The sequence below is a fragment of the Sphingomonas sp. CFBP 13733 genome, assembly GCF_014841795.1.
Classification (GTDB): domain Bacteria; phylum Pseudomonadota; class Alphaproteobacteria; order Sphingomonadales; family Sphingomonadaceae; genus Sphingomonas; species Sphingomonas aerolata.
Genome location: NZ_JACYUP010000003.1, coordinates 49397 through 69936 on the forward strand (window position 1 = coordinate 49397; position 20540 = coordinate 69936).

The 20540-nt window shown below is 69.8% G+C and carries 20 protein-coding genes; 13 read left to right on the forward strand and 7 right to left on the reverse strand.

From position 1 onward, the window contains the following. Positions 1-17 precede the first annotated feature (17 nt). From IFT71_RS08700 to IFT71_RS08710, 3 genes are all read right to left on the reverse strand, one after another. Positions 18-1118: an ATP phosphoribosyltransferase regulatory subunit gene (locus IFT71_RS08700; RefSeq protein ID WP_192140349.1), complete on the reverse strand. Its 1101-nt coding sequence runs from the start codon at positions 1116-1118 to the stop codon at positions 18-20. Between the two features lie 39 nt (positions 1119-1157). After that, on the reverse strand, positions 1158-2735 hold the full coding sequence (serA, locus tag IFT71_RS08705; protein WP_192140351.1) for a phosphoglycerate dehydrogenase: 1578 nt from the start codon (positions 2733-2735) through the stop codon (positions 1158-1160). A gap of 102 nt (positions 2736-2837) precedes the next feature. Beyond that, positions 2838-3992, reverse strand: a complete 1155-nt coding sequence (locus tag IFT71_RS08710) for a phosphoserine transaminase (RefSeq protein ID WP_192140353.1) — start codon at positions 3990-3992, stop codon at positions 2838-2840. A 233-nt stretch (positions 3993-4225) separates the two neighbouring features. On the opposite strand from IFT71_RS08710, the gene IFT71_RS08715 reads away from it, so the two are divergent. Both IFT71_RS08715 and IFT71_RS08720 read left to right on the forward strand, forming a co-directional pair. Next, positions 4226-4891 (forward strand): extensin family protein, encoded by a 666-nt coding sequence (locus IFT71_RS08715; RefSeq protein WP_192098542.1) that lies wholly within the window; start codon positions 4226-4228, stop codon positions 4889-4891. Positions 4892-4937: 46 nt separating this feature from the next. Beyond that, the gene (locus tag IFT71_RS08720; RefSeq protein ID WP_056407191.1) at positions 4938-5831 is read left to right on the forward strand and encodes an LOG family protein; all 894 of its coding nucleotides are present in this window, start codon (positions 4938-4940) and stop codon (positions 5829-5831) included. 105 nt (positions 5832-5936) lie between these two features. Here IFT71_RS08720 and IFT71_RS08725 read toward each other — a convergent pair whose 3' ends face one another. Next, positions 5937-6641, reverse strand: a complete 705-nt coding sequence (locus tag IFT71_RS08725) for a c-type cytochrome (protein WP_031396507.1) — start codon at positions 6639-6641, stop codon at positions 5937-5939. 138 nt (positions 6642-6779) lie between these two features. On the opposite strand from IFT71_RS08725, the gene IFT71_RS08730 reads away from it, so the two are divergent. Continuing rightward, a complete protein-coding gene (locus IFT71_RS08730; RefSeq protein ID WP_192141173.1) occupies positions 6780-7682 on the forward strand; it encodes a prephenate dehydratase in 903 nt (300 codons plus the stop codon). Between the two features lies 1 nt (position 7683). On the opposite strand, the gene nudC is transcribed toward IFT71_RS08730, so the two are convergent. From nudC to IFT71_RS08745, 3 genes are read right to left on the reverse strand one after another with little or no spacing between them, the layout of a single operon-like run. After that, positions 7684-8589, reverse strand: coding sequence for an NAD(+) diphosphatase (nudC, locus tag IFT71_RS08735; protein WP_244654849.1), 906 nt, complete (start codon positions 8587-8589; stop codon positions 7684-7686). Continuing rightward, positions 8586-9953, reverse strand: coding sequence for a serine hydrolase domain-containing protein (locus tag IFT71_RS08740; RefSeq protein ID WP_192140355.1), 1368 nt, complete (start codon positions 9951-9953; stop codon positions 8586-8588). The genes nudC and IFT71_RS08740 overlap by 4 nt, the downstream gene beginning before the upstream one ends. Positions 9954-9963: 10 nt before the next feature. After that, positions 9964-10995, reverse strand: coding sequence for an A/G-specific adenine glycosylase (locus tag IFT71_RS08745; RefSeq protein WP_037529879.1), 1032 nt, complete (start codon positions 10993-10995; stop codon positions 9964-9966). 26 nt (positions 10996-11021) lie between these two features. Between IFT71_RS08745 and IFT71_RS08750 the strand changes: the two genes are divergently transcribed. The 10 genes from IFT71_RS08750 (at position 11022) to IFT71_RS08795 (ending at position 20510) form a co-directional block, all read left to right on the forward strand. Continuing rightward, positions 11022-11630, forward strand: a complete 609-nt coding sequence (locus IFT71_RS08750) for a DUF721 domain-containing protein (RefSeq protein ID WP_084215154.1) — start codon at positions 11022-11024, stop codon at positions 11628-11630. Then, positions 11631-12293, forward strand: a complete 663-nt coding sequence (locus IFT71_RS08755; RefSeq protein WP_042466643.1) for a DsbA family protein — start codon at positions 11631-11633, stop codon at positions 12291-12293. It begins immediately after the preceding gene. Between the two features lie 19 nt (positions 12294-12312). After that, the gene (locus tag IFT71_RS08760) at positions 12313-13047 is read left to right on the forward strand and encodes a thioredoxin domain-containing protein (RefSeq protein ID WP_166746289.1); all 735 of its coding nucleotides are present in this window, start codon (positions 12313-12315) and stop codon (positions 13045-13047) included. A 135-nt stretch (positions 13048-13182) separates the two neighbouring features. Further along, positions 13183-16578, forward strand: a complete 3396-nt coding sequence (locus tag IFT71_RS08765) for a chromosome segregation SMC family protein (RefSeq protein ID WP_192140357.1) — start codon at positions 13183-13185, stop codon at positions 16576-16578. A 47-nt stretch (positions 16579-16625) separates the two neighbouring features. Next, complete coding sequence (locus IFT71_RS08770; protein WP_031394247.1) at positions 16626-16811, forward strand: hypothetical protein; 186 nt, start codon at positions 16626-16628, stop codon at positions 16809-16811. A 61-nt stretch (positions 16812-16872) separates the two neighbouring features. Continuing rightward, a complete protein-coding gene (locus IFT71_RS08775; protein ID WP_192069609.1) occupies positions 16873-18117 on the forward strand; it encodes a putative DNA modification/repair radical SAM protein in 1245 nt (414 codons plus the stop codon). Between the two features lie 64 nt (positions 18118-18181). Then, the gene (locus tag IFT71_RS08780) at positions 18182-19093 is read left to right on the forward strand and encodes an HNH endonuclease (RefSeq protein ID WP_192140359.1); all 912 of its coding nucleotides are present in this window, start codon (positions 18182-18184) and stop codon (positions 19091-19093) included. A 99-nt stretch (positions 19094-19192) separates the two neighbouring features. Continuing rightward, positions 19193-19471: a hypothetical protein gene (locus IFT71_RS21400; RefSeq protein ID WP_192140361.1), complete on the forward strand. Its 279-nt coding sequence runs from the start codon at positions 19193-19195 to the stop codon at positions 19469-19471. Further along, positions 19468-19908, forward strand: a complete 441-nt coding sequence (locus IFT71_RS08790) for a periplasmic heavy metal sensor (RefSeq protein WP_446740757.1) — start codon at positions 19468-19470, stop codon at positions 19906-19908. The genes IFT71_RS21400 and IFT71_RS08790 overlap by 4 nt, the downstream gene beginning before the upstream one ends. Next, complete coding sequence (locus tag IFT71_RS08795; protein WP_446740758.1) at positions 19905-20510, forward strand: RNA polymerase sigma factor; 606 nt, start codon at positions 19905-19907, stop codon at positions 20508-20510. Before IFT71_RS08790 ends, IFT71_RS08795 begins: the two co-directional genes overlap by 4 nt. The last annotated feature ends 30 nt before the right edge of the window (positions 20511-20540 follow it).

The window sequence follows — 20540 nt, forward strand, 5'->3', positions numbered from 1 at the left end:
AGAATTACCCGCAGCGCCTACAGCGCGCGGGGCGCATCCGCCACCCAAAGATGCGTGCAGACCTGCGCTTCGGGGGTATCGCCCGCGTCGAGCGCAGCGACCGTGACCCAGCCCTGCGCCCGCATCGCCGCACCATCCGCCGCCGGCGTACCCAGCGGCAGGAACAGCCGGCGACGATCGACCCTGACGACCCGGTCGACCAGCGGGTCGGCGAACAGCGAGAAGCCCGTTGCCGCTTCCTCGGCACCGCTTTCATGCACCACGGTATAGGTGCCGCCACGCCCGACCTCGCGCGCGCTGCCGTCCGCGAACAGCGAGAAGCCGAGCCAGGTCTGATATTCGAACCCGTGCCGCTCGGTCGGGTCGAGCGTCAGCGCGACGCGGCCGTCAAGCGCCGCGGCGATCCGCGTGAGCGCGTCGAGCCGCGACGCGAGCGCGCCCGTCGTATCGAACATCCGCAGCCGCTCCATCGCCGGCGCGAATGGCCCCGCCGCCTCGATCAGCGGCAGATAGGCGGGCGCAAGCGCGGCGACCGCGCCGGCATCCTTGGCATCGAGCCGGTCGCGCAGCGTCGCGACCTGGTCAGGCGCGACCGGCAGCGGGCCCGCCGCCAGCGTCGACACCAGATCGGGCAGCGTGAAATCGATCGACGCGCCGCGGACCTCGGCCGCACCGAGCATGTCGACCGCGACCGCCACGACCTCCTGCGCGGCGGCGACCGAATCGAGCCCGATCAGCTCGCAGCCGATCTGCCGCGTCTCGCGCGCGGGCGCGAGCTGCGACGCGCGCAGTTTGAGCACCGAGCCGGCATAGCTCAGCCGCACCGGCCGCGGGTGATGCCCCATCCGCGTGGCCGCGATCCGTGCGACCTGCGCGGTGATGTCGGGACGGATCGCGAGCGTACGCTGCGACACCGGATCGACGAACCGCACCGCATCGTGCAGCCCGCCCGCCTTTAACCGCATCTCTAGCCCATCAGCAAATTCGGCCAGCGGCGGATCGACGCGCTCATAGCCGTGCAGGCGTGCAGCCTCGAGCACACGCGCTTCGAGCGCGGCTGCCGAATCGGCGAAGGGGGGCAGGCGGTCTCGAAAACCTTCGGGGAGCAAAGCAGTCATGCGCGTGCCTCTAACCACTTCGCCCCCCGTTCGCGAGCCTTAGAAGTTGAGACCCATCGCGGTCTTAACCCCCGGCAGCGCGCGCACCTTCGTCAGCAGCTCCGGCGTCACCGCCTCGTCGACCGACAGCAGCAGCACCGCCTCGCCGCCCGCCTGGCGGCGGCCGAGATGGAAGGTGCCGATATTGACCCCCGCCTCGCCCAGCGCCGTCCCGAGACGACCGATGAACCCCGGCGCATCCTCGTTGACGACATAGAGCATCGGCCCCGCCAGATCCGCCTCGATCTTGATCCCGAGCAGTTCGACCAGACGCGGCGCCGAATCGCCGAACAGCGTGCCCGCGACCGAGCGCTCGCCATCCTCGGTCCTGACCGAGACGCGCAGCAGCGTGTGGTAATCCGCCTCGCGCTCGGTCCGCACCTCACGCACCTCGAGCCCGCGTTCGCGCGCCAGCACGGGCGCGTTGACCATGTTGACGGTGGCGGTCTGCGTCTGGAGATAGCCCGCCAGCACCGCGCTGGTGATCGGCTTGGGGTTCAGTTCGGCCGCCGCGCCCTCGGTATGCACCGAGATCCGCGTCACCGCGCCATGAGTCAGCTGTCCGACCAGCGCACCGAGCTTTTCCGCCAGCGCCATGTACGGCTTGAGCTTGGGCGCTTCCTCCGCCGACAGCGACGGCATGTTGAGCGCGTTGGTGACGCCGCCCGACATCAGGAAATCGGCCATCTGCTCGGCGACCTGGATCGCGACATTGACCTGCGCCTCGGTCGTCGACGCGCCGAGATGCGGCGTGCTGATGAAGTTCGGCGTGTTGAACAGCGGCGAAGCCTTGGCGGGCTCCTCGACGAACACGTCGAGTGCGGCGCCGCCGACCTGGCCCGAATCGAGCGCCGCCTTCAACGCGACCTCGTCGATCAGCCCGCCGCGCGCGCAGTTGATGATCCGCACGCCCTTCTTGGTCTTGGCGAGCGCGTCGGCCGAGAGGATGTTGCGCGTCTGGTCGGTCAGCGGCGTGTGCAGCGTGATGAAGTCGGCGCGCGCGAGCAGCTCGTCGAGCGTGACCTTCTCGACGCCGATCTCGATCGCGCGCTCAGGCGTCAGGAACGGATCGAACGCAACGACCTTCATCTTGAGCCCGCGCGCACGGTCGGCGACGATCGAGCCGATATTGCCCGCGCCGATCAGCCCGAGCGTCTTCGACGTCAGCTCGACACCCATGAAGCGGTTCTTCTCCCACTTGCCCGCCTGGGTCGAGGCGTCGGCTTCGGGCAGTTGGCGGGCGAGCGCGAACATCAGCGCGATCGCATGCTCGGCGGTGGTGATCGAGTTGCCGAACGGCGTGTTCATCACGACGACGCCCTTGGCCGATGCGGCGGGGATGTCGACATTGTCGACGCCGATGCCCGCGCGGCCGACGACCTTGAGGTTGGTCGCGTGCTCGAGGATCTCCTTGGTGACCTTGGTCGAACTGCGGATCGCGAGACCGTCATAGTCGCCGATCATCGCCATCAGTTCGGCGGGCGTCTTGCCGGTGATCTCGTCGACCTCGACGCCGCGCTCGCGGAAGATCTGGGCGGCGCGGGGATCCATTTTGTCGGAAATGAGGACTTTTGGCATGTGCTGTACCTTCGCTAACAGCCGTCATCCCCGCGTAGGCGGGGATCCATAATCACTGACGGCAGAGTATATGGGTTCCCGCCTCCGCGGGAATGACGGACTTCAACCCGCCTTGGCGGTCGCGTAGGCCCAGTCGAGCCACGGCCCGAGCGCGACGATATCGGCCGTGTCGACGGTCGCGCCGCACCAGATGCGCAGGCCCGGCGGCGCGTCGCGGTAGCCCGCCACGTCATACGCCGCGCCCGCCTTTTCGAGCGCGGCGGCCATGGCCTTGATCATCGCCTCGTCCGCACCCTCGACCGTCAGGCAGACGCTCGTCTTCGACCGCGTCGCCGGATCGGCGGCGAGATGGCCGAGCCAGTCGCGCTCCGCCACGATCGTGTCCAGAGCCGCGGCATTCGCGTCGGACCGCGCGATCAGCCCGTCCTTACCCAGCGACTTCGCCCATTCGAGGCTGAAGATCGCGTCCTCGACGGCCAGCATCGACGGCGTGTTGATCGTCTCGCCCTTAAACACGCCCTCGGCGAGCTTGCCCTTCGACACGAGGCGGAACACCTTCGGCAGCGGCCAGGCGGGGGTGTAGCTCTCGAGCCGCTCGACCGCGCGCGGGCCGAGGATCAGCACGCCGTGTGCGCCCTCGCCGCCGAGGACCTTCTGCCATGAGAAGGTCGCGACATCGATCTTGGTCCAGTCGATGTCATAGGCGAACACGCCCGACGTCGCGTCGGCGAACGACAGGCCTTCGCGGTCGTCGGGGATCCAGTCCGCGTTGGGCACGCGCACGCCGCTGGTGGTGCCGTTCCAGGTGAACAGCACGTCGTTCGACCAGTCGACCGAGTCCAGATCGGGCAGCTGGCCGTAATCGGCGCGCACCACGGTCGGGTCGATCTTGAGCTGCTTGACCGCATCGGTCACCCAGCCCTCGCCGAAGCTTTCCCAGGCGAGCGCGGTGACGGGCTTGGCGCCCAGCATCGTCCACATCGCCATTTCGTACGCGCCGGTGTCGGAGCCGGGGACGATGCCGATGCGGTGCGTATCGGGAAGCTTCAGCAGCTCACGCATCAGGTCGATGCTGTACTGGAGGCGGGTCTTGCCGATCTTCGAGCGATGCGAGCGGCCGAGCGAATCGGTGGCGAGCTTGTCCGCGGACCAGCCCGGAGGCTTCGCGCAGGGACCGCTGGAGAAAAAGGGGCGTGCCGGCTTGGTTGCAGGCAGCACAGGCGCACCTGTGGCGGTGGCGTAGGTCGTATCAGTCATGTATCTCTCCTCACAGAGAGCACGCGCGGCGTTGGGACCGCGTGGCCCGTCGCCGGCCCTAACGACGTGGCGCGGCGAGTCAACCATGTCCGCGCATGCGCTTCCGTCGCCACGCTCCCCCGTTCGCCCCGAGCGAAGTCGAAGGGCCGCGCCGCACACGCCCATGCCTCGACTCGCCGCAACGCCGCCCCGCGACGCGTGACAAGCCGGTGCCACGCGGGGATGATGGCCCCATGTACCGCGTCCTTTACCCTGTCCTGCTCGCGCTCGCGCCCATTCTCGCGCTCGCCGCCTGCGGCCGCGCCGATCGCCCCGCCGCGCCGCAACAGACCCGCCCCAACCTCTCGGTCCCGAGCAATCGCGAGACCGCGCAATGCCTCGCTGACCTGCGTCAGCTCCACGTCTCGTTCCAGCTCCTGCCCGACCGCGAAACCGGTCCCGGCTGCGGGCTCGCGGGCACCGTCAAGCTGGTCGATATCGGCGTCCCGGTCGCCAACCTCACCGCGGTCCGCTGCGGCGCGGCGCGCGCGCTGATCGGCTGGACGCGCAACGCGGTCGCCCCCGCCGCCTATCAGATGCTCGGCAGCGAACTCGCGCGGATCGACAGCATGGGCAGCTATGCGTGCCGCAACGTGGTCGGCTCGGCCCGCAACGCGAGCCGCCGCTCGGGCCATGCGGTCGCCAACGCGGTCGATATCGGCGGGTTCGTGCTGAAGGACGGACGACGGATCAGCATCCTGAACGACTGGACCTCGCCCGACCCGCAGGTTCGCCAATTCCTCCAGACGATCCGCGCCTCGGCCTGCAAGCGGTTCGGGACGGTGCTCAGCCCCGATTATAACGCCGCGCACCGCAATCACCTCCACCTCGAGGACGATCGCGCGAATTTCTGCCGCTAGTACACCGGTCTAGCCCTGCGCACGGCTTTCGACTAAATCCGCCGAAATGACAGATACCCGCATTCCCTCACGCGTTTTCGCGAACGCCAGCCAGGACGCTGAAACCGCCCGCGAGATCGTTTCCACGCCGCAGACCCAGCATCCGCATTACCGGCTCGCCTTCCAGGACATGGACTTCCTGCTCCGCGAAGATCTCCGCCCGGTGCGGTTCCAGCTCGAGCTGCTCAAGACCGAACTGGTGCTCGAGGAAGCGAAGATCGCCTCGACCTTCGTCTTCTACGGCTCGGCGCGCATCCCCGAGCCCGCCAAGGCACAGGCGCTGCTCGAACTCGCCAGCGACGAAAAGTCGAAGAAGATCGCCGAGCGGCTGGTCGAGAAGTCGAAATATTACGACGTCGCGCGCGAGCTTGCCGCCAAGGTCAGCGTCCTGCCCCGCGACGAGCGCGGCTGGCGTCAGTTCGTGGTGTGTTCGGGCGGCGGTCCGTCGATCATGGAAGCGGCGAACCGCGGTGCGACCGATGTCGGGGCCGAGTCGATCGGGCTGAACATCGTCCTGCCGCATGAGCAGGCCCCCAACCCGTACGTTACCCCGTCGCTGTCGGTGCAGTTCCACTATTTCGCGCTCCGGAAAATGCACTTCCTGCTGCACGCCCGCGCGCTCGCCGCATTCCCGGGCGGGTTCGGCACGTTCGACGAGCTGTTCGAACTGCTGACGCTGATCCAGACGGGCAAGATCCAGCCGATCCCCGTGCTGCTGTTCGGTCGCCAGTTCTGGGAGCGCGTGGTGAACTTCGACGCGCTGGTCGAGGAAGGCGTGGTCAGCGAAAAGGACCTGTCGATCTTCCGCTATGTCGAGACCGCCGATGAAGCCTGGGCCGCGGTCCAGTCCTTCTACCGCGAGCGCGCTGCGGCCGAAGCCGCAGAGGCCGCAGGAGCCTGACCTTCTGCCCTCTCTCCCCTCGGGGGAGAGGGCCGGGGCAAGGGGCCGCCAGGCGGCGCACACCCCGAAACAGCCCCTCTCCTCACCGAGGAGAGGGAGCCGCGATTACTGCTCCGTCCGCGCACCCTTGCGTGCGGCTTCAGGATCGACCGACGGCGCACCCGAAGCCGCCGTACCGGTGTTCGCGATATCGGCGGTATCGCCGCCGTTCTCGACCGCAGCCTCGGCGGCGTTGGCGGTCGCAGGCTGATCTCCAGCAGCGGCGGGTTCTGCACCGGCGGCAGGCGCTGCCGGCAAGGGCAGGTTCGACCCCTGCTGGTTGAGATACAGGATCACGTTCGCGCGGTCCTCGGCACTGCCCAATCCCGCAAAGGTCATCTTGGTGCCCGGCGCGAACTTACGCGGGCTGGTCAGCCACGCGTTCATCTTGTCGAAGTCCCACTTGCCGCCGACGCCCTTCAGCGCGTCGGTGAAGGCATAGCCGCCCTTGCCCTGCGCGATCCCTTCGCCCAGCGTCGCGTACAGGTTCGGACCGATCCCGTTCGCGCCGCCCTGGTTGATCGTGTGGCACGCGGCGCACTTCTTGAAGACCTCGGCGCCCTTGGCAGCATCGGCGGTCGGCAGCAGCGACGCGATCGCCACCTCGGCAGCGCCACCGCCGGCACCCTCTTCGACGACGCCCTCGATCGCATAGCCCATCTTCTCGGGGCGCTCGCCGTGGAACAACATGCCCCCCACGATCGACAGCCCAAGCGCCGCACCACAACCTGCGAGCACCCAGCCGGCGATCGTATTGGTCCTGTCGTCCATAAAGCGCACCCACCCCTATTTGATTTAGGACAGCCATAGAAAAGCCTGACCGACACCGCAAGCAAACGCTGCGCCCCCTCTTGCGCGGGCGCCGCGCGCCCTTGATTGCATCCGGCCCGCTGGCTACGCGCCGTGGCGATGGAAAACTTCGCCGCCCCCGCCCGTCCGATCGTCGCGCGGATGACCCAAGCCGCGATGGCGGAGCCCGCGCGCGCGGTCGCGTTTCAGGGTGCGCCCGGCGCCAACAGCCATGTCGCGGCGACCGAGGCATTTCCGGACGGCCTGCCGCTGCCCTGTTTCGACTTTGCCGATGCGATCGACGCGGTGAAGGACGGCCGCGCCGACTGCGCGATCATCCCGATCGAGAATTCGCTCCACGGCCGCGTCGCCGATATCCACTTCCTGCTCCCGGAATCGGGGCTGGTGATCACGGGCGAGCATTTCCTGCCGATCCGCCACGCGCTGATGGGCTGTGGTCCGCGCGACGGTATCCGCCAGGCGATGAGCCATCCGCAGGCGCTCGGCCAGTGTCGCCACTGGCTCAAGGCGCACGGTATCGAGCCGGTAAGCTACCCCGATACCGCGGGCGCCGCGGCCAAGGTCGCCGAGCTTGCCAACCCGACGATCGCCGCGCTCGCGCCACCCGCCGCCGCCGCGCTCTACGGGCTCGATCTGCTAGCGACCGACATTGCCGATGCCGATCACAACACGACCCGCTTCGTCACGCTCGCACGCGGCGGCAAGCCACCGGCGGCGCAGGATCCGGCGGGCGGCGACTGGATGACGACGCTGATCTTCGAGGTCCGCAACGTCCCCGCCGCGCTCTACAAGGCGATGGGCGGCTTCGCGACCAACGGCGTCAACATGACCAAGCTGGAAAGCTACCAGCGCAACGGCAGCTTTGCCGCGACCGAATTCTACGCCGATGTGGTCGGCAAGCCAGGCGACGCGAACCTCGACCACGCGCTCGAGGAGCTGGGCTTCCATTCGAAATGGCTCCGCGTGCTGGGCACCTACCGCCAGGCGCGCACGCGCGGCTGAGTCACCCCTTCGCCCAGACGGTCAGCAGGGTGTGCGCGATCGCATAGGGCGGCGGCGGCAGGAACGGCCCCTCCTCGCCGCGCAGCACCGCGCGCACCATCTCGCGCGGCACCCACATCGCATCCTCCAGCTCGTTCACGTCGAGCGTGATCGCGTCGTCGACGGCCTCCGCGACGCACGCGATCATCAGCGACGAGGGAAAGGGCCAGGGCTGGCTCGCGACATAGCGCACCCGCCCGACGCGCACGCCCGATTCCTCGGCGATCTCGCGCGCGACCGCCTCCTCGATCGATTCGCCGGGCTCCAGAAACCCCGCCAGCGCCGAATAGCGCCCCGGCGGCCACCCCTTGCCGCGCCCGAGCAGCGCGCGGCCGTCATGCTCGGCGATCATGATGACGACCGGATCGACGCGCGGGAAATGCTCGGTCGCGCAATTGGGGCATTTGCGCGCCCAGCCTGCGCGGAACATCGCCGTCGCGGTCCCGCACTTCGCGCAGAAGCGGTGCCGGACATGCCAGTCGAGCACGCTGCGCGCCGCGGCATAGGTCGCCGCCTCGCCCGGCGCGAGGCTGCCCAGCACCGCCATCAGCGCGGGCGAGCGCATCGCCGGGGCGTTGTCGACCCCCATGCCCGCCAGCAACGCGGTGAAATGCGGCCGCCCGCTCTCGTCGAGCCCGAGCAGGATCGGTTCGGCATCGTCGGGCAAGTCCGCCATCGACGTCCATTCGAGCCGCCCCTCGCCCGTCACGGCGGGCAACAGACCGTCGAGCGCGAGCAACCGCGCCCGCCAGTCGCCCTGCGCCGCCGCCAGTGCGTCTGCATCGTGGCGCAGAGCATCGGCACGATCGAGCGTCCCGCCGGTAAAACCCGGTGCGACATCGGGCATGAGATCCGCGGTCAAGTTCATCGGCGCACGCCCCCCGCGGATCCGCTTCGCGCGACATCGGCGACCAGCGCGCCGACCACCTCTTTCCGCAACGGCCATTTCTCCCCGGGGAAATAATTGACCATCACCGTGCTCCGGACATGACGGACCGGGTCGACCCAGGCGAACGTCCCCGCCGCGCCGCCCCAGCCATAGGTGCCCTTCGATGCGCCGCCCGGCACGTCGGCGAGATACACCGACCCGCCCGCGCCGAACCCCATCGCATTACCTGCGGCCGCCGCACCGGTCCCGGTGCCGATCCCGCCGAACGACACCCCCTTGGGCATCAGGTTCGACATGCCGAGCGCGACCGTTTCGGGCTTCATCACCCGCACGCCGTCCAGCGTCCCGCCATCCTGCAGCATGTGCAGGAACCGGTCATAATCGCGCGCCGACATCACCAGCCCCGCGCCGCCATAGGGAAAGCTTGGCCGCTCGGCGAACACCGACGTCGCCGCAGGGTCGAGCGGGGTGCGGTTGTTGCCGACGAACGCATAGTTGGTCGCCAGCCGCTTCAGCTGGTCCTGTGGCACCATGAAGAAGGTCGAATTCATCTTCAGCGGCGCGAACATCCGCGTCTGCAGGAATCGCTCGAACGACATTCCGCTCGCCACCTCGATCACCCGGCCCATCACGTCGAGCCCGATCGAATAGCTCCATTTGGTGCCCGGCTCGGCGACCAGCGGCAGCGTCGCTGCACGGTTCGCGAAGTCCTCGAGCGAGGTCGGGCGCACCTTGGCCATCTGCGTTTCCATCTGCGCATTGACCGACATCGGCAGCACACCGCGCTGTTCATATTCCTTGAGCAGCGGCCCCTTCACATTGATGCTGTAGCCAAGCCCCGCAGTATGCGTCAGCAGCATGCGGATCGTGATCGGCGTCGTCGCGGGCCGCGTCGCCAGCGACGTGTCGGGGCTGGTCGCGACCGTCATCGTCTTGAATGCGGGGATGTATTTGCTCAGCGGATCGTCGAGGTTCAGCCGACCGTCCTCGACCAGCATCATCGCCGCCATCCCGGTGATCGGCTTGGTCATCGAATAGACCCGCCACAACGAATCGGCGTCGGCGAACGGCCGCCCCGGCTCGTCGCCGATTTTGCCGCTCGCCAGGAACAGGGTCGGCCGGTCGCCCAGGTCGAACGCGCCGACGATACCGGGCATCTTGTTGTCGCGGACATAGCCGTCGAACAGCCGTTCGACGCTCGGCAAGGCGGCGCGTGCGGGATCGCCCGCGCGTTCGGTGACGGCGATAGGGCCGGGGGCGGCCTGTCGCTGCGCCTGCCCGATGGCTGCGGTCGCCGCCAGTGCGGCGATGACGCCAGTCGAAATCCAGTGTGCACGCGTCATGCAGGCCTCCCTATCGCGCCCGTATAGCCTGGGCGGCCTTGGCGAAAACGGTCGGCAGCCCGGCGGTATCCAGGGTCTCGACGGGCCACCATTCGCCGGGTTGATGCGCCTCCACCCGCGCCACCGCAAGACCGAGTTCGAGGTCGAAATGCGTGAAGCCATGCGTGACGCGGTCGTCGAGCATCTGCCAGTCGGCCTGTGCCGGTGCGGCCTCGAACCCCGGCGGCTGGTCGGTCCAGGGCCCGGTCGGGAGCGCGCGCATGCCGCCGAGCAGCCCGGTGTCGGGCCGGCGCACCAGCAAGACCTGTCCGTCGCGCTCGAGCCAGAAGATCGTCCCGTGACGCTGCGGCTTGGCGGCTTTCTTTGCCTTGACCGGCAGCCGTTCGGGCTCGCCTTGCGCAAAGCCGTCGCAGTCGGGGCGGAGCGGGCACAGCAGGCATTTGGGGTTGCGCGTCGTGCAGATCGACGATCCCAGGTCCATCATCGCCTGCGCGAAATCGCCGGCTCGCATGTCGGGCGTGATCGTATCCGCGGCCGCGCGGATCGCCGGACGCGCGGCGGGGAGCGGCGTCGTGATCGCGAACAGCCGCGCGACGACGCGCTCGACATTGGCATCGACCACCACCGCGCGCTCGCCGAACGCGATCGCCGCCACCGCCGCCGCGGTATAGGCGCCGAGCCCGGGGAGCGTCCGCAGCTCGGCCTCGGTCCGCGGAAACACGCCATCATGCTCCGCGACGACCGCCTTCGCCGCCTTCACCAGGTTGCGCGCGCGGGCATAATAGCCGAGCCCCGCCCAGGCGGCCATCACATCGGCATCGTCCGCCGCGGCGAGGCTCGCAAAATCGGGCCAGCGCGCGGTCCAGGCGAGGAAGCGCGGGGTGACCGCGGCGACCGTGGTCTGCTGCAGCATCACCTCCGACAGCCAGACGCGATAGGGATCGACCGTCTCGCCCGGCCGGGCGCGCCACGGCAGCACGCGACGATGCGCGTCATACCAGTCGAGCAGGGCCACGGGGACCGAAGAGCGCTTGGCGTTCACGCGCCGCCTATGGCATGGGTGGCGCGATGAGCAACCCGCCCGGTATCACCACCGAACAAAAGTCCGCGACCGCGGCCAGCACGACGGACGTTCCGCCCGCGCGCAAGACCGCCGCCCGCAAAGCTGCTGCCCGCAAACCCAAAGTCGACGCCGATGCGCCGCGCGCCAACCGGTCGCGCGCCGTCGCCGAGCTGCTCCCCGCGATCGGCGGCGCGGCGTTCCGGCGCTTCGGCTTCATCCAGTCCTCGGTCGTCAGCCGCTGGCCCGAGATCGTCGGCGAGCGCTTTTCCGGTGTCAGCACGCCCGAATCGATCCGCTTCCCGATGGGACAGAAACAGGATGGCGTTCTGACCCTGACCGTGCGCGGCGCGCATGCGCCGATGATGCAGCACGTCATTCCCGAGATCACCGAGCGCGTGAACCGCTTCTTCGGCTACGCCGCGGTCGCGCGCATCACCATCCGCCAGGGCGAGGTTGCGAAGCCGCGCGTCAAGGCGGCGCCGCCCCCGCTCCGCACCGTTCCCGCCGATCTCGGTCTCAGCCTGAAGGGCATCGCCGATCCCGAACTGCGTGCGGTCCTCGAATCCCTCGCCGCCGGCGTCGCCTCGACGAGCGGCCTTCCCAGGATCAGCTGAATGCGTCTGTTCTTTGCGTTGTTCGGTCTCGCGCTGCTCACCGCGGCCGCGCCCGCCCCGAAGCCCGTGCCCGTCACCCGGACGGCGAGCGGCACCTATGTGCTCGGCAGCCCCGCAGCCCGGGTCAAGCTCGTCGAATATGCCAGCTACACCTGTTCGCATTGTGCCGATTTCTCGACCCAGTCGCAGGCGGTGCTGAAGGGCAAGATGATCGCGTCTGGATCGACCAGCCTCGAATTCCGCCACATGATCCGTGACCGGCTCGATCTCGCTGCGGCGGTGCTCGCCCGCTGCACCGGGCCGCGTGGCTTCTTCCCGACATCGGCGGCGATCTTCGCGGCGCAGCCCGCCTGGCTCGAAAAGGGGATCGAGTTCCAGCAGGTCAACGCCGCGCGCATCAACCTCTATCCGCGGCCGGCGCAGCTCAAGGCCTATGCCGATGGCGCGGGGCTGACCGATCTGGTCAAGGCGCGCGGGCTGTCCGCCGCCGCGATCGACGCGTGCTTCGCGGATACGGCGGAGATCGACCGGATCCTCGCCATCACCGCGGCGGCACCGCCCGAGGTCGATTCGACGCCGTCCTTCTTCATCAACGGCAAGGTCATGCCGCATGGCGGCTGGGCCCAGCTCGAACCCGCGCTGCGCACTGCCGGCGCCCGCTAATTTCGTTGGAGTATCCCGCATGAAGTTCGTCACTGCCATCGCCGTCCTGCCGCTCGCGCTCGCTGCCTGTTCGGGGGGCGATTCGTCGAACACCACCCAGGCCGCGGCCCCCGTCGCCGCGGCGGCCGCACCCGCCGGTCAGAACTGGACCGAAACCGTCGTCAAGACCGACGAGGGCTATCTGATGGGCAACCCCAATGCCCCGATCAAGCTGGTCGAATATGGCGCGCGCTCCTGCCCGACCTGCGGCGCGTTCGGCCGCGAGGCGTTCAAGCCGCTGACCGACAATTACGTCTCGACCGGCAAGGTCAGCTTCGAATTCCGCGACTTCCTCGTCCACGGCGCGCCCGACGTCGCGCTGACGCTGCTCGGCCAGTGCGGCGGGACCGCGCCGTTCTTCCCGATCCTCGAGCAGATGTACCAGAACCAGAACGCCTTCCTCGACAAGCTCCAGACGATGCCCCCGGCGATGCAGCAGAGCCTCGCCAATCTCGCCCCGACCGCGGTCGCGACCAAGCTCGCCGAGCACATGGGGGCGATCGACTTCGTCAAGCAGCGTGGCATCCCCGAGGCCAAGGCGCGCGCCTGCCTCGCCGACCAGAAGCAGCTCGAGATCATGGCCAAGCCGACCGAAAACGCGATGCAGTCGGGCACCGTCACCGGCACGCCGACCTTCCTGCTGAACGGCAAGAAGATGGAAAACGTGCTGTCGTGGAGCGAGATGGAAAAGGCGCTGAAGGCCGCCGGCGCGTAAGCCGCATCCCGTCCGGCGGGCATTCGGCAGCCCGGAATGTGTCCCTGCGAAGGCGGGGACCCAGTCCGGGCTGCCGCCTTCGCGGGAGAGCAGGAGCGCGCTACGCTCGCCAATCGTGAAGGGAGAGCGCGCGCCATGCAGATCAAACGCCTCCGCATCACCGGGTTCAAGAGCTTCGTCGAACCCGCCGACCTGGTGATCGAACCCGGGCTGACCGGCGTGGTCGGCCCCAATGGCTGCGGCAAGTCGAACCTGCTCGAGGCGCTGCGCTGGACGATGGGCGAGGCCAGCGCCAAGTCGCTGCGCGGTGCCGGCATGGACGACGTGATCTTTGCGGGGACCGCGACCCGCCCCGCGCGCGATTTCGCCGAAGTGTCGATCCTCGCCGAGATCGCCGGCCCCGACGGCGCCGACGAACGTGAGATCGTCCGCCGGATCGAACGCGGCGCAGGGTCCGCCTACCGGATCGACGGCCGCGACGTCCGCGCGAAGGATGTCGGGCTGCTCTTCGCCGACGCCGCGACCGGGGCGCATAGCCCCGCGCTGGTCAGCCAGGGCCGGATCGGCGCGGTCATCGCCGCCAAGCCCGCCGACCGCCGCGCGATGCTCGAGGATGCCGCCGGGATCGCCGGACTCCATGTCCGCCGCAAGGATGCCGAGGCGCGGCTGCGTGCGACCGAGGCCAATCTCGCACGGCTCGATGCGGTCATCGCCGACCAGGACGCACGCGCCGCCGCGCTCAGACGCCAGGCGCGCGCCGCCGAACGCTATCGCCTGCTGTCGAACCAGATCCGCGTCGCGGAGGCACGGACGATCTTCGCGCGCTGGCGCGACGCCGCTGCCGCCGCCGAGGCCGCGACCGCCGACGCCGCGCAGGCCGAGGCGCAAGTGGCCGCCGCCGCCGCCGCCGAATCCCTTACCGCGAAGGCGCAGCACGACGCCGCCGCCGCGGTCGCGACCGCCCGCGCCGCCGCGCTCGCCGCGCGCGACCATGCCGCCGAAACCGGCCACACGCTGGCCGGCCTGCGGACCGAACGCACCGCGCTCGACCGCCGCCTCGCCGATCTCGCCGACTCGCGCCGCCGCATCGCCGAGGACCGGCTGCGCGAAGGTAGCCTCGCCAGCGACGCCGCCGACGCGCTGACCCGGTTGACGACGGAGGTCACCGCGCTCGATGCCGCGATCGCCACCGCCACCGCCGCGCTTCCCGCGCTCGATGCGGCGCAGGCCGAGGCCGAACGCGCCGCGCGCGACGTCGAGGTCGCGCTGGCGCAGGCGATGACCCGCCATGCGAGCGATGTCGCCGAGGCGCGCGTCGCCGCCGCCGCGCTCGCCGCCGCGCGCACCCGCACCGATCGCGCCGCACGCGACGCGGCGCAGATCGCGGCGGCGCACCGCGCGCTCGGCGACCCCGCCCCGCTCGAGGCGGATCGCGCCACAGCCGCCGAGGCGCGTCTCGCCGCGCTGGAGGACGCCGCCGCTGCCCGCCACGCGCTCGCGCAGGCCGACAGCGACGAACGCACAGCGATCGCCGCGCGCGATGCCGCCGAGACCGCGCGCGCCACCGCCCGCGCCGAACTCGCCGCGCTCGACAGCGAGGCCGCCGCGCTCACCCGCGCAACCCAGAGCGGCGGCCGCGACCGGCTGCTCGACCATGTCACCGCCACGCCGGGGCTGGAGCGCGCGCTCGCCGCCGCGCTCGGCGACGATCTGGATACCGACCCCGCCGCCTGGGCCGGCGCTGTGCCCGCGCCCGGCGATCCCGCGCCCCCGCCCGACACCACCGCGCTCGCCGCCGACGTCGACGCCCCCGCGTCCCTCGCGCGCCGGCTCGCCCAGGTCTTCGTCACCGACCAGGACGACGGCCAGCCGCTCGCAGTCGGCCAGCGCATCGTCACCCGCAACGGCATGTTGCGGCGCTGGGACGGCTTCGTCGCACAGGGCAGCGGCGCCGCGGCCGCCGAGCGGCTCGAACGTCGCAATCGTTTGCACGCGCTGGAGGCCGCGCGCCCCGCCGCCGCCGCCACGCTCGCCACGCATGACGCGGCGCGCACCGCGACCGACCAACGGATCGCCGCGCACCGCCAAGCCGCCCAGGACGCCCGCGCCCACCTTTCCGCCGCCGAGACCCGCATCCGTGACTCGCAACGCAACGAGGATCGCGCCGCCGCGGCGCTCGAACGCCGCGCCGGACAGCGTGCCGATCTCGACCAGCGCGCGCACCGCGTCCATGCCGAACAGGCCGACGCCGCCGCGGACCTCGCCGCCGCCGAGGCCGCGGCCGCGGCATTGCCCGACGGCCGCGCCAGCGCCGACGCGGTCGCGACGCTCCACCGCGACGCCGAGGGCCGCCGCGGCGCGGTCGCACAGGCGCGCAGCGACCGCGCCGCGCAGGACAGGCTGCGCGCCGAAACGCGCGAACGCCTCGCCGCCGCACAGGCCGATATCCGCAGCTGGCGTGCGCGCGCGGGCGAAGCGGCAACCCGCATCACCGCCTTGGACCGCCGGGCCCGCGACGTCGCCGCCGATGCAGCGGCGCTCGCCGACCGGCCCGCCACCCTCGATGCCGCGATCGCCACGCTCGATACCGAGCACACCGCCGCGCGCGCGGACGCCGACACACTCCGGACCGCCGAACGCGCCGCCGAAGCCGCGCTCCGCACCGCCGACGACGCGAATCGTCGCGCGGCCGAAGCGCTCGCCGAGGCACGCGAGCACCGAGCCGGCGCGCTCGTCCGCGTCGATACGCAGGACCAGCAGCGCCGCGAGCTCGGGCGGCTGTCGGGCGAGCGTTTCGCCTGCCCCGCCCCTGTCCTGCCCGAACGCCTCGACTTCGCGGCCGCCGATGTCCGCACCCCCGCAGACGAGAGCCGCGCACAGGACCGCCTGACCGCCGAGCGCGAGCGGATCGGCGCGGTCAACCTCGTCGCCGACCAAGAACTCGCCGCACTCGAGAGCGAGGCGATCGGCAATGCGGTCGAACGCGACGAGCTGGGTCAGGCGGTCCACCGGCTGCGCGGCTCGATCGGCACGCTCAACCGCGAGGGGCGACAGCGATTGCTCGCGGCGTTCGAGACGGTGAACGGGCATTTCCAGCGGCTGTTCGCAACGCTGTTCAACGGCGGCAGCGCGCATCTCGAACTCGTCGATTCGGACGATCCGCTCGAGGCGGGGCTCGAGATCCTCGCCCAGCCCCCCGGCAAGCGGCTCCAGTCGCTGACGCTGTTGTCGGGCGGCGAGCAGGCGCTGACCGCGGTCGCACTCATCTTCGCGCTGTTCCTGACCAATCCCGCGCCGATCTGCGTGCTCGACGAGGTCGACGCGCCGCTCGACGACGCCAATATCGACCGGTTCTGTGACCTGCTCGACCGGATGGCGCGCGACACCGCCACGCGCTACCTCGTCGTCACGCACAATGCGGTCACGATGAGCCGCATGCACCGGCTGTTCGGCGTGACGATGATCGAACCCGGGGTCAGCCGCCTCGTCTCGGTCGATCTTCAGGCCGCCACCATCCTCGTCGCGGCATAAAGGCGTCACCCGCTGCGAAACGCGAGCAATCGCGCTATAATGGTCGGATGTTCCTCGACGACTCGACGATCTGGCCGCGCAAGGACGATCTTCCGCCGCGCAAACCCGCCTTCCGCCATGAGAAGGCGCTCAGCCGCATGCTCCTCGTCTATGCGCTCGCGCTGATGCTCCTCCCGATCAGCCTTGGCAGCTTCGTCGACATCATCCGCTACGTCGCTGGCCTGTTTGGATAATCCCCCGGACAGTTGATCCGCATCAATCGACAGGCCCCTGCGCGGAACGTAAGATGAACGCATGGCCCAGCTCGACACCCGTGAGAAACTCGAGATCCTGGCCGATGCCGCCAAGTACGACGCATCCTGCGCGTCGTCGGGCACTGCCAAGCGCAATTCGAAGGACGGCAAGGGGCTCGGCTCGACCGAGGGCATGGGGATCTGCCACGCCTATGCGCCCGATGGCCGCTGCATCTCGCTGCTCAAGATCCTGCTGACCAACAGCTGCATCTTCGACTGCCATTACTGCATCAACCGCAAGAGCTCGAACGTCCGCCGCGCGCGCTTCACCGCCAAGGAGGTCGTCGACCTGACGATCGCCTTCTACAAGCGCAACTATATCGAGGGGCTGTTCCTCTCCTCGGGGATCATCGCCTCGTCCAACTACACGATGGAGCAGATGGTCGAGGTCGCGCGCAGCTTGCGCGAGGATCATCATTTCCGCGGCTATATCCACCTCAAGACGATCCCCGACGCCGATCCCGAGCTCGTCCACCAGGCGGGGCTCTATGCCGATCGCCTGTCGATCAACGTCGAGCTGCCGACCGCAGGCGGGCTCAAGCGGCTCGCCCCCGAAAAGGACGGCGTCCGGATCGAGACCGCGATGCGCGAGGTCAAGGCCTCGATCGTCGACGGCAAGGACGCCAAGGCCAAGTACAAGTCCGCGCCGCGTTTCGCCCCCGCGGGCCAGTCGACACAGATGATCGTCGGCGCCGATGCCGCGACCGATGGCGACATCGTCCGCAAGGCCTCGACATTGTACGACCGGTTCGGTCTTCGCCGCGTCTATTATTCGGCGTTCAGCCCGATCCCCGACGCCAGCGCGGTGCTCCCGCTGCAGCGCCCGCCGCTGATGCGCGAACACCGGCTCTATCAGTCCGACTGGCTGATGCGCTTCTACGAATTTCAGCCGCACGAGGTCGTCGCCGCGGCGGACGACGCGACCGGCATGCTCCCGCTCGACATCGATCCGAAACTCGCCTGGGCGCTGAAGTTCCGCGGCAGCTTCCCGGTCGACGTCAACCGTGCGCCGCGCGAGATGCTGCTCCGCGTCCCCGGGCTCGGCGTGAAGGCGGTCAACGGCATCCTGACCAGCCGCCGCTGGCGCCGCCTCCACCTCGCCGATGTCGCGCGGCTGACCGTTTCGGTCGCCAAGATCCGCCCGTTCATTATCGCCGAGGACTGGCGCCCCGTTGTGCTGTCCGACCGCGCCGAGCTCCGCCCGATCGTCGCGCCGAAGCCGCGCCAGATGGAAATGTTCGCCTGATCTTCCAGCCGTGGCGTGCGCTGTCGCGGCTGGTGGATCGGGGGCGATGCGCTAAGGTCAGCCCATGGCCTTTGGCGTATTCATTCACCGCTCGGACTCGATCTACGACGACAGCCCGGCCGAACGATACCAGTTTCCCGCCCAGTATCTGAGCCGTGCGCAGCCCAGTATCGGCGACTGGATCCTCTATTACGAACCGCGCAAGGTCGCGGCCACGCGCGGCTATTTCGCGGTCGCCAAGGTCGAGCGGATCATCCCCGATCCGTCGACGCCGGCGATGTATCTCGCGCTCATCGAACCCGGCTCCTATCTCGACTTCGCGACCCCCGTGCCCTTTGCCGGCGTTGACGGTCCGGTCGAACGGGGCGTCCTGAACGATCAGGGGCGGATATCCGGCCGCGCCCAGTCCGCCGTGCGCCCGATCTCGCCTGCCGACTTCAACCGCATCGTCACGCTCGGCCTCGACGACGAGACCCCGCTGCTGCCGCGCACCGGCGATGCCGTGGCCGACACGGTGGACGACAGCCATTGGCACGAGGAGCGCAGCCCGTTCCTGATCGAGGGCGCGCGTCCGCGCATCGCCAGCCTCACCTCCCGCATCGTCCGCGACCGGATATTCCGCCGCACCGTCCTGCGCGCCTATGACGAACGCTGCGCGATCACCGGGCTGAAGCTGATCAACGGCGGCGGCCGTGCCGAGGTCGAGGCGGCGCATATCCGCCCGGTCGAGGCGAACGGCCCCGATATCGTCAGCAACGGGCTCGCGCTGTCGGGCACCGCGCATTGGATGTTCGACCGCGGGCTGTTGTCGCTCGCCGATGATCTCGCCATCCTCGTATCGCGCCAGGCCAATGATCCCGACACGATCCGCGGGGTCGTCAACGCGAGCGGCTATGCCACCGCGCCGGCCCGCGCCGCCGATCGGCCGCACCCGCATTTCCTGCAATGGCACCGCGCGCACTGCTTCAAGCACTAGCGTCGGCATCGCGGCGGCAAGCCCATTCTCGCCACCTGCCAAAAACCATGCGGGATCGCGCGCGGCGGTGCGTATGTCTGGATACAGAGGGAGCAGACGATGCAGGATCCTGTCGATGAAGGACTGACCCGGCTGGCGGCGATGCCGGTGCCGCGTGCGCTCGATGGTGTCGAGGCGTCGGTGTTCGAGAGCATCGCCGAGAATGCGCGCAGTCGGCACACCAGCCTTCTGGTCGGGCGCTGGTCGGTCGGTACCGCGCTGGTGCTGGGATTGATCGGCGGGGCGGCACCGATCGGCCATGGCGCGCCGGCGCAGGCGTCGATCCCGATCGGAATCGACGGCGCGCTTGCCCCCTCGACATTGCTGCTCGGGCGGTGACGTCCGTGGTCCGGCGTGCGGCACCGACGATCGTCCTTGCCTTCCTCGCGGCGATCGCCGGTGTGTTTATCGGCGGCTGGATCCGGGCGCCGGGCGCAGCGCACGGCACCGAACTTCACACGCTGCTCCACCGCGACGTGATGCTCGACGCCCCGCAGGAGGCGGCACTCGACCGGCTCGAGGCCGAGTTCGCGGTCCGCCGCGCGGCCCTGGAAGCGGAGCTGCGCGCCGACAATGTCCGTCTCGCCGCCGCGATCGAGCGCGAACATGCCAATGGCCCCGCGGTCGCCGCCGCGGTCGACCGGTCGCACCGGACGATGGGCGCGCTGCAAAAGGCGACGCTCGCGCACGTCTTTGCGATGCGCGGCGTGATGCGCGCCGACCAGACCGCGGCGTTCGACCGGGTCGTCGTGCAGGCGCTGACCCCCGCGCATTGATCCCGCCCCGCCCCGACAGGACCGCGCGCCGCACGAGCATCGATCTCGATGCCTATGACGACGCCGCGCTGGTCACCGCGCATCTCGCCGGACCGGCGGCGGACCGGCAGGCGGCGTTTGCGGCGCTGATGCGGCGGCACAAACAGCCGCTCTACCGCCTGATCCTCGCGCAGATCGGCGATCCCGACGAGGCGCTCGACCTGTTGCAGGACAGCTTCGTTGCGGCGCACGCCGCGCTGTCCCGCTATGACCGCGACCGGTCGCTGCGCGCGTGGCTCGCGCGGATCGCGATCAACAAATGCCGCGACTGGCACCGTCGCCGCCGGGTCCGCCATATGCTCGCCCGCGTGTTGCCGATCGAGGCGGGCGAGCGGGTCGCGGACGGGGCGGCGGATACGGAGACGAACGCGATCGGTCGCGACGACCTCGCCCGCACGATGGCCGATATCGCGCGGCTCCCCGCCCCGCTGCGCGAGCCGCTGCTGCTGTGCACGATCCACGAACTGAGCCAGGCAGAGGCCGCGCAGGCGCTGGGGATCAGCGCAAAGGCGGTCGAGACCCGGATCCGCCGCGCGCGCGCAGCGCTCGCCGCCGCGGCCTGATTTGTCTAACGTCATGAGGGGCGAGCCGAT